Annotated in this window: 13 protein-coding genes; 9 read left to right on the top strand and 4 right to left on the bottom strand. The window is 69.0% G+C overall.

Annotated elements, in window-relative coordinates:
* From mycP (AWC08_RS27920) to eccA, 3 genes are all read left to right on the top strand, one after another.
* Positions 1-1,164: type VII secretion-associated serine protease mycosin (gene mycP / locus AWC08_RS27920; RefSeq protein ID WP_085088537.1), on the top strand; the 1,164-nt coding region annotated here is incomplete at its 5' end.
* On the top strand, positions 1,161-2,699 hold the full coding sequence (gene eccE / locus AWC08_RS27915) for a type VII secretion protein EccE (RefSeq protein WP_065132760.1): 1,539 nt from the start codon (positions 1,161-1,163) through the stop codon (positions 2,697-2,699). The genes mycP (AWC08_RS27920) and eccE (AWC08_RS27915), both read left to right, overlap by 4 nt.
* Positions 2,696-4,537, top strand: coding sequence for a type VII secretion AAA-ATPase EccA (eccA, locus tag AWC08_RS27910; RefSeq protein ID WP_065132761.1), 1,842 nt, complete (start codon positions 2,696-2,698; stop codon positions 4,535-4,537). The genes eccE (AWC08_RS27915) and eccA overlap by 4 nt, the downstream gene beginning before the upstream one ends.
* 2 nt (positions 4,538-4,539) lie before the next feature.
* Here eccA and AWC08_RS27905 read toward each other — a convergent pair whose 3' ends face one another.
* Together AWC08_RS27905 and AWC08_RS27900 are read right to left on the bottom strand one after the other, a co-directional pair.
* A complete protein-coding gene (locus tag AWC08_RS27905) occupies positions 4,540-5,715 on the bottom strand; it encodes a thiolase family protein (protein WP_065132762.1) in 1,176 nt (391 codons plus the stop codon).
* Positions 5,716-5,819: 104 nt separating this feature from the next.
* Positions 5,820-6,224 (bottom strand): hypothetical protein, encoded by a 405-nt coding sequence (locus AWC08_RS27900; protein WP_065132763.1) that lies wholly within the window; start codon positions 6,222-6,224, stop codon positions 5,820-5,822.
* Positions 6,225-6,562: 338 nt separating this feature from the next.
* Between AWC08_RS27900 and mycP (AWC08_RS27895) the strand changes: the two genes are divergently transcribed.
* From mycP (AWC08_RS27895) to AWC08_RS27870, 6 genes are all read left to right on the top strand, one after another.
* Positions 6,563-7,918 (top strand): type VII secretion-associated serine protease mycosin, encoded by a 1,356-nt coding sequence (gene mycP / locus AWC08_RS27895; protein ID WP_065132764.1) that lies wholly within the window; start codon positions 6,563-6,565, stop codon positions 7,916-7,918.
* Positions 7,915-9,312 carry a type VII secretion protein EccE gene (eccE, locus tag AWC08_RS27890; RefSeq protein WP_065132765.1) on the top strand — a complete coding sequence of 466 codons (1,398 nt, stop codon included), beginning with the start codon at positions 7,915-7,917 and terminating at the stop codon, positions 9,310-9,312. Before mycP (AWC08_RS27895) ends, eccE (AWC08_RS27890) begins: the two co-directional genes overlap by 4 nt.
* 79 nt (positions 9,313-9,391) lie before the next feature.
* Complete coding sequence (espB, locus tag AWC08_RS27885; protein WP_085088534.1) at positions 9,392-10,783, top strand: EspB family ESX-1 secretion system-associated protein; 1,392 nt, start codon at positions 9,392-9,394, stop codon at positions 10,781-10,783.
* A gap of 5 nt (positions 10,784-10,788) precedes the next feature.
* Positions 10,789-11,127 carry a YbaB/EbfC family nucleoid-associated protein gene (locus tag AWC08_RS27880; protein ID WP_065132142.1) on the top strand — a complete coding sequence of 113 codons (339 nt, stop codon included), beginning with the start codon at positions 10,789-10,791 and terminating at the stop codon, positions 11,125-11,127.
* Positions 11,128-11,338: 211 nt separating this feature from the next.
* Positions 11,339-13,639 (top strand): secretion protein EspK, encoded by a 2,301-nt coding sequence (locus AWC08_RS27875; protein WP_065132123.1) that lies wholly within the window; start codon positions 11,339-11,341, stop codon positions 13,637-13,639.
* Positions 13,640-13,735: 96 nt separating this feature from the next.
* Positions 13,736-14,530, top strand: a complete 795-nt coding sequence (locus AWC08_RS27870; protein ID WP_065132122.1) for a hypothetical protein — start codon at positions 13,736-13,738, stop codon at positions 14,528-14,530.
* Here the strand turns inward: AWC08_RS27870 and eccD are convergent.
* Positions 14,527-16,071, bottom strand: a complete 1,545-nt coding sequence (gene eccD / locus AWC08_RS27865) for a type VII secretion integral membrane protein EccD (protein ID WP_065132121.1) — start codon at positions 16,069-16,071, stop codon at positions 14,527-14,529. The genes AWC08_RS27870 and eccD overlap by 4 nt on opposite strands.
* The coding region (locus AWC08_RS39760) for a MinD/ParA family ATP-binding protein (RefSeq protein WP_178132193.1) at positions 16,068-17,511 on the bottom strand (1,444 nt) is incomplete at its 5' end. The genes eccD and AWC08_RS39760, both read right to left, overlap by 4 nt.

Raw genomic sequence — 17,511 nt, 5'->3', positions numbered from 1 at the left:
CCGACGAACGGCCCGCCCCCGGTTGAAGCTGCGCCGCCACCGCCCGGGGGCGCGCCGCCACCACTCGCGCCACCGCCGCCGCCCACCCCCGTCACCGTCACCGAAACCAGGCCGGCACCACCACCACCGCCCGGTGACGAACCGTCCAATGCGCCCGGGGACCCCGGCGTCGGAGGTGCTGATGTCGCGGAGGTGCCCGGGCCGCCGCCGGGGGCACCCGACGGAGTCATGGGCGTCGCACCGCACGCCGTGATCATCTCCATCCGCCAGTCCTCGCGTGCCTACGAGCCGGTCAACCCCGGACCGGGTGACATGGAGGTCCGCAAGAAGGCAGGTTCCATCGCGACGCTGGCGAGTGCCATCGTGCACGCCGCCAACATGGGCGCCAAAGTGATCAACATCAGCGTGACATCGTGCGTGCCGGCCGCCGACCCGCTCGATCAGGCCGCCATCGGTGCGGCCGTGTGGTACGCCGCCACCGTCAAGGACGCGGTGATCGTGGCCGCCGCAGGCAACGACAGCGAAGACGGTTGCGCCCAGAACCCGTCGTTCGACCCCCTGGACGCCGCCGACCCCCGCGACTGGCATCAGGTGAAAACCGTGTCCTCGCCGTCGTGGTTCTCCGACTATGTGTTGTCGGTGGGGGCGGTGGACAACACCGGAGCGGTGATTGCCAAGAGCCTGGCCGGGCCCTGGGTGTCGGCGGCCGCGCCCGGTGTCGGCATCATGGGTCTCTCGCCGCAATCCGGTGGTCCCGTCAACGCCTACCCGCCGATCCGGCCGGGCGAGAAGAACATGCCGATCTGGGGTACCAGCTTCTCCGCCGCCTACGTCAGCGGCGTCGCCGCGCTGGTGCGGGCCAAGTATCCGGCGCTGTCCGCCCACCAGATCATCAACCGCATCGTCCAGACAGCACACAATCCACCGCGCGGCATCGACAACCAGGTCGGTTACGGCGTGGTCGATCCGGTAGCCGCGCTGACCTTCGATGTCCCTGCGGGAGCACGACTTCCACCCTCGCCTCACAGCAGGATCGTCACACCGGCAGCGCCGCCGCCCCCGCCGGATCACCGCGCCCGCACCGTTGCGTCGATCTTCGCGGGCCTCATCGTCGCCGCTGTGGCGGCAACGGCCTTGATCGCCCGGGCGCGGAGGGCGCGATGACGCACGCCACCAAGCTGGCCGTCATAGTCGGCATCTTTCTCGCCGCCCTCATCGGCTGGGCGAGCGGCGGCTATGCCGGCGCGGCAACGGGTTTGGTGATCGGGTTGGGAATCACGGTGGTTCCCTGGCGGGGCCAGACCGCCTGGTCGTGGCTCACGCTGTGGTGGCGGCGCGGACGCCCTATTCGGTGGACCGACCCGCACACCGTGGCCAATGATCGTGCCGGCGGAGGAGTGCGCTTTCAGGACGGGATCGCGGTCGCCGCGGTGCAACTGCTCGGCAAGGCGCACGCGCCCACCCTGTTCACCGGCTCAACCTCGACCCACACCGACAACGCCTTGGACATCGCCGAGTTGGCGCCGCTGCTCAGGCAGAGCCTGGGTTTGCGGATGCAGTCGCTCAGCGTCGTCAGCACCGGTGCCCGCCGGCGGGCCACCGGTGACTATCCGCGGGTGTACGACACGCTGATCGGCACCCCACCGTATGCCGGGCGGCGCGAAACATGGCTTGTTATACGAGTTTCCGCGCTGGCTAACGTGGAAGCACTGCGGTCCCGAACCTCGGTGGGCACGGCGACGCTGGCGGCCGCGCAGCGGATCAGCGCGGCGATGCGCCAGCGAGGCATTCGTGCCAAGGTGGCAACGGCCACCGACATCGTGGAGCTGGAGCGTCGCTTGGGCGCCGCAGCGGTGAACGTCCTGAATCGCCGCTGGAGATCCGTGCGCGGGGAAGCGGGATGGCTGACGACCTACTGGTACCGGCCCGCGGACGTCAGCAGCGAGAACCTGGCGCAGGCATGGGCGACCCGCGCCGACGGAATCACGCAGAACGTCACGCTTTTCGGCGATGGGACTCTCACCGCGACGGTCACCGTCCGCAGCGCGCAACCGCCGACGGCGCCGCCGGGCATGCTGCTGCGGACTCTGCCGGGGGAGCAGGCCGCAGCTCTGGCGGCCAACCTGTGTGGGCCGCTGCCGCAACTGCGTGGGATCCGGCACGGGCACCTGACCGGTCCGCTGATCGTTCCGATCGGACCCTCCGGTGTCCTGCTCGGCAAGGTCGACGCCGGAAACAGGATGATGTTGCCGCTGGACGATCCGGGCGAATTCAGCCGGGTGCACATCGCCGCCGACGACGCGCTCGCCAAGCGCATTGTGGTGAGGCTCGCCGGAGCGGGCGAGCGGGTCACCGTGCACACCCGGGACATCAAGCGGTGGGCCAGTGTTCGGACGCCGGACATCGCGGTCACCGACCTGGCCAAGCCTATGACGGGCACCACCGTCAGTGTGGTCGACGGAACCGTCACTCCGGCGCCCCGCCCGAATACGGTGGTGTCCGTCGGGGAGCCGGACGTCGAGTACCGCGGTCCGGCGAACGTGCGCATCAACCAGGTCGGCCCGGCGACACTCTCGGTGTCGGCCGCCGGTCGGGTTCACACCGTGGAAGTCGAACTGTTCCGCGCCGAGAATCGTTACGTGTCAACCGAACCCAGCAGCCTTCGAAGCGGCGACCTGGCATCTGCGGATGCACCATGACGAGCGGCACCATGACCGCCGCCGCGCGCAAGCGATTCGACCAGGGGATGGCATCGCTGGACAGGGATCCGTCGGCAGCGGGCGCCCGGTTCCGCGAAGCGACGGAGATCGATCCCTCGATGGCCGACGCGTGGTTGGGCCGGATCGCCGCGGGTGACGAGTCGTTGACCACGGTGCGAGAACTGTACAACTACGGGTCGCGATTGCACCGGGAGACCAACCGGCTTGGTGTACGTCTCTCGGCCCCCGTCAAAGCCGGTCCCTACCTGTCGATTTCGGTGGCGGAGGCATCACACGCGGGGCTGGCCTTGGCCAGCGCTCTGATCGACGCCGGCCAGTACAAGGAGGCGGACACGCTGTTGAGTGATCCCGCCGTCTTGGACACCTGGGAAAATCACCAGTGGCAGCAGTACATCCACGCCTATCTCATGTTCGCCTCACAGCGCTGGCCGGACGTGATCTCGGTCGCCGCGACGGTTCTGCCGCCTCAAGCCATCATTATGTCGGCGGTCACCGCGGCGACCTGCGCGCTGGCGGCGCACGCGGCCGCCCATCTTGGCCAGGCGCGCGTTGCGCTCAGCTGGACCGATCGGGTGGAGGTGCACACGATCAGCGCCGGCCCGCACCGGGTACGCAACGAAAACGCAATCACTGCAATCGATCCCGGAGATTATCCGTTGATTGCCGCCGATCTGGCCTATGTCCGGGGAATGGCGCACCGCCAGCTCGGCGATGAAGCGCGGGCGCAGGAGTGGCTGTCCCGGGCTACCGTCAACGGTGCGCTGTTGGTCTCCGCCAAGCAGGCCCTGGCCGATGCCGGTCTGCAGCTGTTGATCACCGATGAGGAAACAATCGGCACCCGAACGGACAAATGGGATGTCACAACCCAGCGTTCGGCGCAGCAGCGCACCGATGCCGAGCACGAGGAGCGGCGAAACCAGCTCCTGCAAGAGGGCCGAGCGCTGCTCGACAACCAAGTCGGTCTCGCCGAAGTCAAGCGTGCCGTCACCGAGTTGGAGGACCAGATCGAGGTCCGCGCGCTGCGCCTGGCCGCCGGACTGCCGGTGGCCAATCAGACGAATCACATGTTGCTGGTAGGTCCGCCGGGTACCGGAAAGACCACCACCGCCGAAGCCCTGGGCAAGATTTACGCCGGCCTGGGTATCGTCCGCCACCCAGAGATCGTCGAGGTGAAGCGGGCTGACTTCTGCGGGGAGCACATTGGCGCGTCCGGCCCGAAAACTAATGAGCTGATTGGTCGTTCGCTGGGCCGCGTCCTGTTCATGGACGAGTTCTACTCCCTGGTGGAACGACACCAGGACGGGCGGCCGGACATGATCGGCATGGAAGCGGTGAACCAGTTGCTGGTGGCCCTGGAGGTGCACCGGTTCGATTTCTGCTTCATCGGCGCCGGATACGAGAAGGAAGTCGACGAATTCCTGACGGTGAACCCGGGTTTGGCCGGACGGTTCAACCGCAAACTGCGATTCGAGTCGTATACGCCGGATGAGCTGGTGGAAATCGCGGTGCGCTACGGCAATCCAAGAGCGACCGTGATCGAGCCCGCCGCTGCCGTGGCGCTGACGGCGGCATGCGCGACCCTGCGGTCGTATCACGCCCCGGACGGCACGCACGGCGTGGACCTCATGCAGAACGGGCGGTTCTCCCGCAACGTCGTGGAACGGGCTGAGCGGCTGCGGGATTCGCGGGTAGCCGCCCAGCATCGCAGCGCCAGAGGATCGGTGACGGTCGAAGACCTACAGACACTGCGCGCCCACGATGTGATCACCGCGGTGCGGGAGGCGTGCGCGGAAAAGCACGTGCCGATCGAGCTGTGAGGCTAGACCTCGACGACGACGGCCCCGCCCTGACCGCCGCCCGCGCACATCGCGGCCACACCGATGCCGCCGCCGCGGCGCATCAGTTCGTAGGTCAGCGTGGTCACCATCCGCGCCCCGGACGCCGCGATCGGGTGGCCGAGGCTGCAGCCGCTGCCGGAGAAGTTCACCTTCTCCTCGTCGATGCCGTACTCCCGGCACGCCGCGATCGGCACCGAGGCGAACGCCTCGTTGATCTCCCACAACGCGACGTCGTCCACCGAGAGACCGGCGCGCTGCAGCACCTTGCCGATCACGGCGACCGCGCCCAACCCGCAGTCGCGCGGCGCAACCCCGGCGGCGGCCCAGGCCCGGACCTTACCCATCACATGCAGGCCTTCGGCGGCGGCGTAGTCGGAGTCCACCAATGCGACCGCCGCGGCGGCGTCGTTGGTGCCGCTGCTGTTGCCGGCGGTGATCGAGAAGCCCTCGATCTCGGGGTGCAGCACCTTGAGGCCGGCCAGCTTCTCCACCGTGGTGTCGCGGCGAGGGTGCTCGTCGACGGCGAACTCGGTGACCGACCCGTCGAACTGGGTGATCTTCAGCGGCAGGATCTCCTCGGCGAATTTGCCGGCGTCCTGCGCGGCGACGGCGCGCTGGTGTGAGCGGGCCGCCCAGGCGTCCATCTCCTCGCGGCTGATGCCGACCGACTGCGCGGTGTTCCACCCGACGGTGATCGACATGTCCTTGGCGGGGGCGTCCGGCGTCTCGACGTGGGTGGGCGGCATCCAGCGCTCCTCGAACTTCAGCTCGGGACCGGGGATGCGCCAGTTGGTCAGCGGCGTCATGGACAGCGACTGCACGCCCCCGGCGATCAACACCCGTTCCATGCCGGAGCCGATCTGGGCGGCGGCATTGCCGATCGCGGTGAGGCTGCCCGCGCAGTGCCGGTTCACCGACTGCCCGGGCACGTGCTCGAGGCCGGTGGCGGTGGCGGCATAGCGTGCCAGATCGCCGCCGCCGTAATGAGATTCGGCGAAGATGACGTCGTCGATGGCCGACGGGTCGACGCCGGAGCGGCGCACCACCTCCGGCAGCACCGCGGTGATCAGCGTCTCGGGCGGGGTGTTGACGAGCGTGCCCTTGAACGAGCGGCCGATCGCCGTCCGGACGGCACCGACGATTACGGGTGTGGCCATTGTCTAACCTCGCGCTCTCTACCGGGGGATCAGGCCCTATCGTAGCAAGTACCGTATTTACAATAGTACCCGGAGGTGTAACGCCACTGGCCGCGCGTGACTGGTTATCGCTGCGGTCCCGGTGGCGGCGGATAGTGCGGGGGAGGGTAGTAGGGCTGGCCGCCGGGCGACGGCGGGTACTGCGGCGGGTACGACGGCGGCGCGCCGGGCGGCGGGTAGCTCCCCGGCCCGCCCGCTGGCCCGAGACTCCCAGGAGTTCTGGGAGGACGCCGGTAGGCCCAGATCGCCCACGCAGTGCCGCCGATCGTCACAACCGAACCGACCCCGAGCACAACCCATCCCATCGTCTGGTCGAGGTTGCGCTGCTCTTCGTAGGTTCGCACAGGTTGTTTTGGCTGTTTGCAGGTGTCCCCGGGATGCATGACCCGCTGGTCGCAGTTGACGGCCAGCCCGCTGGCGAACCAGGCGCCGAAGGCCATCATTGCCAGGCCAAAGAGCAACACCAGCACTGGTAGCACCAGCCTATTGCGCGTGGGCCCCTCTCCGCAGCTGGTCGAGCCCCGTCGTGGTCGGTGAATAGACCATACTGCGCCGAGGGGTTTCACCGAGTTCAGGTACGCAAAAAGGCTGTGCGGCAACGACGTTGACGCGGTACCTGGAACGATCGGGGGGCCGGCGCCAGGAACCCCTCGGCGAAGCCGTCGACGAGAGCCCAGAAGGCCAGTTCCGGCCCGCCCGCCAGCGCAGAACAACCCGCCCTGAATAGCGCCGTTTACGCACCCGTTACGTCTAAACTGCTGCCAGGGTTTGACACGCCGCATGAATTCAAGAATGGAGTGATTCGGGGGTGCACCGGATCTTGCTGATGACGGTGGCGCTGGCCGTCGCAACGGCACCGTTCACGGCGCCGCCAGCATTGGCAATCACTCCGCCCCCAATCGATCCCGGGGCGCTGCCGCCCGATGTGACCGGCCCGGATCAACCCACCGAACAACGCGTCCAATGTTCGGGGCCCACGGTGTTGCCGGATTCGACCTTCCACGATCCGCCGTGGAGCAATTCCTACATCGGTGTCGCCGAAGCCCACAAGTTCGCCACCGGCGCCGGCGTGACCGTCGCGGTGATCGACACCGGCGTCAACGCCTCGCCCCGCGTGCCTGCCGAACCCGGTGGCGACTTCGTCGACCAGGCCGGCAACGGGCTGTCGGACTGCGACGCCCACGGGACCCTCACCGCGGCCATCATCGGCGGCCGTCCCGCCCCCACCGACGGCTTCGTCGGTGTCGCGCCGGACGTCCGCCTGCTCTCCATCCGCCAGACCTCGGAAGCTTTCGAACCCGTTGGCACTCAACCGAACCCGAACGATCCCAACGCGACGCCGGCCGCCGGTTCGATCCGCAGCCTGGCCCGGGCGGTGGTGCACGCGGCCAACCTCGGCGCCAATGTCATCAACATCAGCGAAGCCGCCTGCTACAAGGTGAGCAAGCCGATAGACGAGGCGAGCCTGGGTGCCGCGATCGACTACGCCGTCAACGTCAAGAACGTGGTGATAGTCGTCGCGGCCGGCAATACCGGCGGTGACTGTGCGCAGAATCCGTTGCCCGATGCGGCTAACCCCGGCGACCCGCGCGGGTGGAACAAGGTGCAGACCGTGGTCACACCCGCCTGGTACGGCGACCAGGTGATGGCCGTCGGGGGCATCGGCCAGGGCGGTGTCCCCAGCACCTTCTCCATGCACGGTCCCTGGCTGAACGTGGCGGCTCCGGCGGAGAACATCGAGTCCCTCGGCGACCGCGGCGACCCGGTCAACGCGCTGCAGGGCAAGGAGGGGCCGGTGCCGATCGCCGGCACCTCGTTCGCCGCGGCCTTCGTCTCCGGGGTGGCGGCGCTGGTGCGTCAGCGGTTTCCCGAATTGACGGCGCCGCAGGTCATGCAGCGGATCGAGGCCACCGCGCGGCACCCGGGCGGCGGGGTGGACAACCTGGTCGGATCGGGCGTGATCAACGCTCTCGCTGCATTGACCTGGGACATCACGCCTGGCCGCGGCACCATTCCCTATGACGTTCGCCGGATGCCGCCGCCGGTGATGGCTCCCGCCCCAGATCGGCTGCCGATCACATTGGTATCCCTGGCAATCGGTGGGCTGCTGGTGGCGCTGGCTCTCGGCTCACTGGCCACCAGGGCGTTGAGGCGCCGGCGATGACGAGCCCGATCCGCCTGAAGTTCAGCACCGGGCACACGTTGGTGTTGGCGGTGCTGGCACCGGCGGCCATCTTGGTGTTCCTGCCGACCCGCTACTGGTGGGGCGGCATCGCGCTGGCGGCGGTGGGTGCGATCGTCGCGTTCGTCACGTTCTTCGGACGACGCATAACGGGTTGGGTGGCAACGGTTTTCGCGTGGCTACGCCGTCGACGCAAACCACCGGACATTCCGTCCGAACCCGAGGTCGGGGCCACCGTCAAACCGGGCGATCACGTCGCGGTGCGCTGGCGGCGCAACCACTTGATCGCCGTCATCGAACTCAAGCCGCGACCGTTCACCCCGACGGTCATCGTCGACGGGCAGGCGCACACCGACGACGTGCTGGACACCCGGTTGCTGGAGCACCTGCTGGAAGTGCACTGCCCCGACCTAGAGGCCGACATCGTCTCGGCCGGCTTCCGGGTCGGCAGAGCCGCCAGCCCGGACGTGGTGAACCTGTATCAGCAGGTGATCGGCGCCGACCCGGCGCCGGCCCACCGCCGGAGTTGGATCATGCTGCGCGCTCATCCGGAACTGACCCGCAAGTCCGCGCAGCGCCGCGACGAGGGTGTGGCCGGGTTGGCCCGCTACCTGGTGGCCTCGGCGACCCGCATCGCCGACAACCTGGCCAGCCACGGCGTGGACGCGGTGTGCGGGCGCAGCTTCGACGACTACGACCACGCCATCGACATCGGCTTCGAGGGCTTCGTGCGGGAGAAGTGGGCGGTGATCAAGGGACGCGACTCCTACACCGCGGCCTACACCGCGCCGGGCGGGCCCGACCTGTGGTGGTCGGCGCGCGCCGACCGCACGGTCACCCGGGTGCGTATCCGGCCGGGCACGCCGCCGCGGGCCACGGTGCTGCTCACCACGGTGGGCAAACCGAAGACCCCGCGCGGGTTCACCCGGCTCTATGGTGGCCAACGGCCCGCCCTGACCGGCCAGAACCTCATCGCCGACCGGCACTGCCAGCTGCCGATCGGGTCGGCCGGTGTGCTGGTCGGCGAGACCGTCAACCGGTGTCACGTCTACCTACCGTTCGACGACGTCGACGCCAGCCTGAATCTGGGTGATGCCCAGACGTTCACCCAGTTCGTGGTGCGTGCGGCGGCCGCGGGGGCACATGTGACCGTCGGGCCGCACTTCGAGGAATTCGCCCGGCTGATCGGCGCGCAGGTGGGTCCGGTGGCCAAGGTGGCATGGCCGACCGCGACCACCTATCTCGGCCCGCACCCGGGCGTGGAGAAGGTCGTGCTGCGCCACAACATGGTCAGCACGCCGCGCCACCGCCAGTTGCCGATCCGCCGCGTGTCCCCGCCCGAGGAAAGCCGTTACCAACTGGCCTTACCGAAGTAGCGAACCTTCGCGAATTTGGTGCAGGGACCCCGAAATTTAGCGACGATAATGGTTAGAGCATTAAGGAGGACGATCCGATATGACTCAGCCGCAGACCGTCACGGTGGATCAGCAGGAGATTCTGTCGCGGGCCGATGAGGTCGAGGCACCGATGGCCACCCCACCCAACAATGTGCCGGCAGCGCCGTGCGGGCTCACCGCCGCCAAGAACGCGGCTACGCAACTCTCGTTGTCCGCGGGCAACATGGTGGACTTCCTGGCTGCCGGGAACCGGGAGCGGCAACGCCTCGCGACGTCGCTGCGCAACGCCGCCAAGGCGTACGGGGACGTCGATGAAGAGGGTGGGCAGGCCCTGAACAACGACGGCGGCGAGGTGGCCGGCGAATCCGCCGGCGGCGCAGGCGGCGACAGCTCGGCCGGCCTGAACGACACGGCACAGGTGTCCGGCGCGGGCGACGACGGCTTCACCGACCTCAAGGCCGCCGCGACGAAACTCGAGTCCGGTGACCAGGGCGCGTCGCTCGCCGCCTTCGCCGACGGGTGGAACCAGCTCAGCTTCGCCCTGCAGGGCGACATGAAGCGCTTCCGCATCTTTGAGAACTGGACGGGCGACGCCGCCACGGCCTGCGAGGCATCGATGGATCAACAGCGGGAGTGGCTCACGTACATGGCCCAGCTGGCAAGCTCGCTGGCCAAGCAGGGGCAGTACATCGCGCAGTTGCAGGTGTGGGCCCGGCGGTCGCACCCGACATTGGCCGACATCACGAAACTCGAAGAGCTGTCCAAGGACCCGGCCTATAAGGATCAAGCCATCAAGCTGTATGCGGAATACCAGTCCAAGTCCGAAGAGGTGCTCAACGAGTACAACACCAAGGCGCAACTGGAAGCGGTAAACCCGAAGAAGCCGCCGGCCGCGGTCAAAATCGACCCGCCGCCGCCGGCGCAGACGCCGGGTCTCATCCCCACCCAGGTGATGCAGGCCGCCGCCATGGCCGGTGGTGGCTCCGGATCGGGTATGCAGGCCCCGATGATTCCGCCCACTGGAGGCGGCGCCGGTAGCGGTGGCATGCCGTCCGGTGCGAGTGCCGACCTGGCCTCCGTGCGTGAAGCCGCCGCCAGCTTGGGCAAAGAGCCTGGTATGAAACCGATGTCACTCGGCGGCGGCGGAGGTGGCGGCGGCATGCCCGCGATGCCGCTGGCGCCGGCGACCGGTGGCATCGAGGCTGGTGAATCGGTGCGGCCCGCGGGTGCCGGCGACGTCGGGGGCGTCGGTCAGGCCGGTGCGGCCGGTCGTGGCGCAGCGGGAGGCGGCGGCATGGGCATGCCGATGGGTGCTCACGGCCAGGGCGGCGGCGGATCGAAATCCAAAGGCGCACAACAGGATGACGAAGCGCTCTACACCGAAGACAGGGCGTGGACCGAAGCTGTGATCGGTCAACGCCGCCGGCAAGACATGAAGGAGTCGAAGTGACCGACATGGAGATGGAACCGCATGTCGCGGCGGCACTGGCGCTGGCAGCGCGGTTTCAGCAGGCCCTGGAGGGCACGCTGAACCAGATGAACAACGGCAACTTCCGCGGCGAGGACGAGGCCGAGACCGTCGAGGTGACCATCAACGGGCACCAGTGGCTCACCGGCGTGCGCATCAACGAGGGTCTGATCAAGGAGCTGGGCGCCGAGGTCGTCGGCGCGCGGATCAACGAGGCCCTGCAGAACGCGCAGCAGGCGGCGATGCAGTACAACTCGGCCGCCGGCGAGCAGCTCACCGCGGCGCTCGAGGCCATGACGAAGGCCGCCGGTAATAACCACGGCTGAAATGCTGGCGAGCGTGCGCGTTGGTACAGCGACACGCCGTTGACGGTGGCATTTAGCGCACCCTCGCGCCGAATTAACGGCTGCCGTTGAACGGCACATTCCACCCGAAATTGCCGCAGCCACCACACTTTAGCCTCAGTTAGGCTTGGTATTCAGATACCTAATCGGCGGTCACAGCCACGCGAGACTGCCGTTGCAAGGAGAGTAGGCGATGGGCATTCCCCGACCGACAGGCGAATATGCCGGTCAGATGCTGGAGGGCGGCTGGCCCGAGGCCGACGAGGACACCTTCTACGAGCGCGCCCAATCCTTCAACGCGATGCTGCACAAGGTCACCGACGTCATCGACGCCGCCCGCCACCAGCAGGTCGAGGTGTTCCACGGGGGCATCTGGACCGGCGGCGCCGCCGGTGCGGCCAACGGCGCGCTCGGCACGAACCTCAACGAAATGGGCACGCTGCAGGATTACCTCGCCACCGTCATTACCTGGCATCAGCACATCGGCAATTTGATCGCGGAAGCAAAATCGGAAATCGGCAACAATGTCGACGGCACGCACCGGGAAATCTCCATCCTGGAGAATGACACCGAGCTCGAGCCCGAGGAGCGGCAGAACGCGATCAATTCACTGGTCCGGGCGGCCCGTCAGGCCAATGCCACTTTGATCGCCGAAGCCGCCGAGCAGGTGCTGGAATCCAAGAATTGGAAGCCGCCGCACAATGCGCTGGAGGAATTGCTGCGCCAGGTCACCCCGCCGATGCCGGAGGTACCGACCCTGGTGGTGCCCACACCGGGCGCGCCCACTCCGGGCGGCCCGGCCCCCACGCCGTTCGAGCCGGTACCGGCCAAACCGTACGACCCGCTCAGGCCCGGAACCCCGGTCAACCCCGTCACGCCCAGGCCGTTCGAGCCGGTGCCGGCCAAACCGTATGACCCGCTGAATCCGGGGCCGCCGGTGACGCCGGGGAATCCCACGACCCCGATCACGCCCATCCCGCCGCTGCACCCGTCCACGCCGGTGACCCCCGGCAAGCCGTCGACGCCGGGGATTCCGGTCAGCCCGGTCACCCCGGTCAAGCCGAAGCCCGACGAGAAGCCGGCCAAGCCCGCCACGCCTACACCCAGGCCGGCGCCGGCTCCCGCGCCGTCCCCGGGTACCCCGGCGCCGGAAGTGACTCCCGCACCCGCGCCCGCTCCGGCTCCCACACCGGGTGTCCAGCCGGCACCCGATCAGCCGTCGCTGCCCACCGATCCGGGCACTCCGTCGACCCCGTCCACCCCGGGTACCGACACCCCGCATGTCAAGCCCGCGGCGGCGGTCGATGCGCCGACGCAACCGGGACACGCGGCCGGCTCCGGTCCGTCGCATCGTGGTGACGATTCCTCGCCGGCCATGGCACCGGCGGCGGCCACCGGCATGCCGGCGGCGGCCGCGCGCGGCTCGTCGACCGGCATGGGAATGGGCGCCGCATCCTCGGGCGCCGCGCCCACCGCGGGCGCGGGAGCCGCACCCAGCGCCGGGTCGCGCGCCGCGGGCGGCCGGGCGCCGTTGGGCGCGGCCGGCCGGGCACCGGCGACCGCGACAACCCGCGCGGCCTCGGCCCGTACCGCCGCGCCGGCCCGCCCGGCTCCGCCCGAACGCAAGGACGACACGCAGAAGGACAAGAACCCGCCGGCCGACGACGTGACGTCGGTGCCGTCGGTCCCGGTGTCGGCGGCCCGGGCGGCGCGCGACGCGGTGGCCGCTGCCTCCGCGCGCGGCGCCAAGAAGGACCCGCTGCGGTTGGCGCGCCGCGTTGCCGCCGCGCTGAATGCCCGTGACAGCGGCGGTGACGACGACTACGGCTTTTTCTGGGTCACCGCAGTCACCACCGACGGCGAGATCGTGGTGGCCAACAGTTACGGCCTGGCCTACATACCCGAAGGCGTCGAGCTGCCCGCCAAGGTGCACCTGGCCAGCGCCGACCGCAGTGTCCCCGTCGACGAAAAAGCCCGCAGCGCAACCTATCCCGCGATGGCTATTCAGACCTGGGCCGCGTTCCACGACCTCAAGTTGCGCGCCGTGATCGGCACCGCCGAACAGCTGGCGAACACCGACGTGGGTGCGGCCAAGGTCATCCTCGAGGACGACGACATCCCCGACAGCGGGAAGATGGTCGGCCGCTCGCGGCTGGAGGTGGTCGATCCCTCGGCCGCGGCTCAGCTGCAGGAGACCGATGATCTGCACCTGGTGGACCTGCTACCGCCAGCGCCGGCGAATGCCAAAGCACCCGACGACGAGCGGCACATGCTCTGGTTCGACCTGATGAAGCCGATGACCAGCACGGCAACCGGCCGCGAGGTCGCGCATCTGCGGGCCTTCCACGCTTATGCCGCGCACAGCCGGGACCTGGCGCTGCACCAGGCCTACGCCGCGACGGACGCGGAGACACAACGCCCGGCGGTCGTCGACTTTCTGTATTGGCGCTACGTGGCCGGACTGCTCGACAGCGCGTTGACCGAGACAACCTGAGCCCTGCCCGGCAAACCCAGATGAATTGCCGCGCCGGGGGCTCCGGCAAGGCGGGTAAAATTTTCCCGATGGGAAACGTACAGAAGGGACGCTGTGATGGCGGAACCGCTAGCCGTTGATCCCGCCCGGCTGATCGCCGCAGCGAGCAAACTCGGCGAACTCGTTTTTCCGGCTCCGCCGGCACCGATGAGCGTGACGGGCTCGGATGCGATGTCGTCGGCGATCAGCCAGACGATGCCCGGTATCGAGTCACTGGTCACCGAGGGCCTGCCCGGCGTCACCGCCTCCCTGAAGCGCACCGCGACCAGCATGAGCACGGCGGCCGACATCTACAGCCAGGCCGACCAGTCATTGGGCCAGGCGTTGTCCCAGTACGGGTTCGGAGCGGACGGCCAATCGCTGAGCGCCAACGCGATGTCGGCCATGGCGGGCGGACCGCTTGGCGCCGGCGCGGGTGCGGCTGCCGCGATGCTCGGTGGTCCGGCCGGTGCGGCCCAGCAGTTGGTGGGTGCCGCCGCATCCGGCGGAGCGGTGTCGCAGGTGGGCGCGGCGGCCAGTGCGCAGGCCGAAGCGTTGTCGCCGCAGATCGCCGCGACGGTTCCGCAGCTGGTGCAATTGGCGCCGCTGGCGCAGCAGATGGCTCCCATGGGTCAGCAGGTCGGGCAGAGCATTCAGCAAGCCGCATCGCAGGCGGGTCAGAGCGGCGGCAGCTCGGCTCAGCTGGCCAGTGACACCAAGCCGGCCGACGAAGAGAAGAAGGACGACGACGGCAAGGACGGCGCCGAGGGCACCGACGGCGCCGCCGCGGGCAACGCCAGCCTGGTCAGCGCGCCGGTCCAGACAGCGGGGGGCGGGACGCCGCCGGCGGGTTCGGTTGCGGCCCCGATCTAGAAGCGCAGGTTGCGCACCATGTCGTAGACGCCGGTGATCCACAACAGCAACGGAATGATCGAGGCGACCACCGCGCCGTCGATCAGCTCGGAGATGCGCTTCATCACCGGTGACAGCCGGCGAATCGGAGCCATGGCGCTGGTGATCAGCAGGGCGATCACGACCAGCGCCAGGTAACCGGTCAGCAGCAGCCACGCCCACTGCGGATACCAGAGGCTCAGCCGGATGGTCAGACCCGTCGGGATCGTGACGGTCGCCGCCAGCAACGCCCAGGCGCACCACCGGTCGACGTACAACCGCGACCGGAATCCGCACAGCACAGTGAGCAGTCCGGCCACCACCAGGCTGTGCACGAAGAAGTGTCCATGGACCACCACCGCGATCGCGCCGGTGGCCAGGATCACCGCACCCGCGGTCACGTAGCCGATCAACAGTTGCTTGGCCAGCTTGCTGCGCTCGGTCAGCCGCGTCGCCGACGCGGGCACCGACGCGATGATGGCCTGCCAGGTGGGCGTCTCGTCGTTGGTGGCGTTGCTCCCGGGGTCGGCCGTCACCGGGTCGAGCAGTTCCTCGTTGTCGACGGTCTCGCCCGGCACCGGGATCGGAGGCAACGCGATGCGGGCGACGGCGACGGTCAATTTGGCGGCGGTCGTGATGACGAACAGCCCGAACGCGATGGCCCCCGCAGGCACCCACTTCTGGTATCCGTAGCCGGTGGCCACCGAGGCGGCGATGACCGCGATCATCGAGATGACGACGAACGACGCCACCTCGTGGCGATGCCGCGGACCGCCGCGCACCGCCAAAGTCAGGAACAGCACCGCGGTGGCGGCCGCGGCAAGCTGAGGCGCCCCGAGGGTGGCGGCGCCGCGCGGCAGCGGAACCGCGATGGCGGCCGCGGCGGCCAGCAGCGGGTACGCGGCGATCAGCAGGCATTCGGAGAGTTCGGCACGCTGGTAGAACCGCTTCGCGACGAAGGAGGCCGCCAGCACCAGGACCGCGACCACCGCCATCGCCACCGGCCAGTACCAGTGCCGCCCGGTGACCCACCAGGCGCGCATCGCGATGGCGGTGACAGGCAGGGTCAGCACGGGGATCGCGACGGCGATAAAGCGATCGACGGCAGTCCGATCGAATTCGGGAGATTCGTCGAGTACCGCGATCGCGTCGATGACGTCTTCGACCAGCGGCCGGTATCGCTCGGTCCGGCTGGCCGAGACCAGGGTCAGCAATGATCCGTCGACCACCCCGGCCTCGTCGAGTGACTGGTCGAGTTTCAGCGGCGGGGAGCCGGGCCGGGCGAAGGTCCACACTCCCTGCGCGTTGAAGTCGAACCCTGCCAGCACCTCGGCCGGGGTGTCTTCCAGCAGGTCGGCCAACACCGAGACGGTCTCGTCGATGTAGATGCCCATCGGCGTCGTCGCCGGCAGCACCAGGTCGGTCATCCGTCTACCGGTGAGGATGGTCACCCGCGTGGTGGCGGGTCGGGCGGGGGCAGCCCCCGCAGCGGTAGAGCCGGCAGCTACAGCAGGTGCGCTCAACGACGTCCAGCCCTTTCAAAATCGTCGGACAGAGCCGCGGCCAGCTCGAGCACCCGTCGCCTGTAGACGGGGCCGAGCCGGTCGAGCTGAATCTCAGTACCCTCCGCGATGTGCTTGTCCCAGGGCAGCAGCACAACCCGGTTCGGTTGGACCAGCTGTTGGAACTGTCTCACCAACTGCTTCTCCGCGACGTTGGTTTCACCAACCGCGACATGATTGATGACCACGACCACCCGGCTGAGCAGATCCTGGTAGCCGTTGTTGCGCAACCACTCGAGAGCGCTTTCGGCTTGTCGCGCGCTGTCGAGCGACACGTTCGTCACGATCACGATCGCCGACGCCGTCTCCAGCACGCCCCTGGTCACCGGATCGAAAAGGCCGGGCCCGCAGTCGGCCAGCACCAGGTTGTAGAACTTCGACACGGTGTCGACCGCGAAACGCAGGTCCTCCCCGCTGAGTCCGCGCCGGGCGGTGGTGTACTCGGCGGTGGGCAGAATCTCGAGATTGTGCGCATTGACGCTGGTGTGTGCCCGGACATCGTTGTAGTGCGAGAGGTTTTCGTCGGCCACTAGGTCCGCGATGGACGACGGCGACGTGCGGCCCGCGCGCTCGGCGAGGTTGCCGCAGCCGGGGTCGGCGTCGAGGACCAGGATCCGGTCGCCGCGCACCTGCGCCAGCATCGTGCCTAGGGTCACCGTCGTGGTGGTCTTGCCGACGCCGCCTTTGAGGCCGAGCATGCCGATCTGATACGAGCCGCGGGCCTTGCGGCTGACCCGGGCCCGCAGGTCCTGTTCGTACTTCTCGTCGCGGGACAGCCCGGCGTTGATCCGGGTGAATTTGTAGAGCGCGCCTCGCCAACCCCGCTGCGGCACCTGCTTGGTGGCCTGGGGTGGGGCCTGGCGCGGCTCGGGCGCCGGGGCCATCGGAGGTTGCGTCGGCGCCGGAGCCGGACGTCGAGCCCTGGTGGGGGCTGGCGGCGGTCCCGCCGACATAGGTGCTGGTGGTGCGGGTGGCCCGGAGGGCGGTGCGGGTCTGGGCTCGGCGACCGCGGGTGCCGGTCGCGGCCGCACCGGGATCGGACCCGACGGCGCTCGGCGCCTGCCGCCTTGTCGGGGTGGTTGCGCGGTCGGCCGATGCCCTGGTTTCGGGTCGGGGGCAGGCGGCATCGGGACGCGGAAATAGGTGCCCGCCTGCGGATCGTCTTCGCCGGACTCCGGGTCGGGTAGGTATCGGTGACGCCGGCGCGCGGGGGCCGGCGGCGGCTCGGACGCCGGGGGCGCCGGTGGTTGGGGCGGTCCTGCCAGTGGTGCTCGACGGCTGGCGTCGGGCCGCACGGGTGGCGCGTCGCGAGGCGGTCCGTTGACCGGTATCGGGCCCGACGTGCGGTCTGGCGGCCTCGGCGGGGCGGCGACGGGAGGGGGTGGCGGTGCGGCTTCAGCA

This window comes from Mycobacterium gordonae (genome assembly GCF_002101675.1).
Classification (GTDB): domain Bacteria; phylum Actinomycetota; class Actinomycetes; order Mycobacteriales; family Mycobacteriaceae; genus Mycobacterium; species Mycobacterium gordonae.
This window is presented reverse-complemented; position numbering and strand designations above follow the sequence as displayed.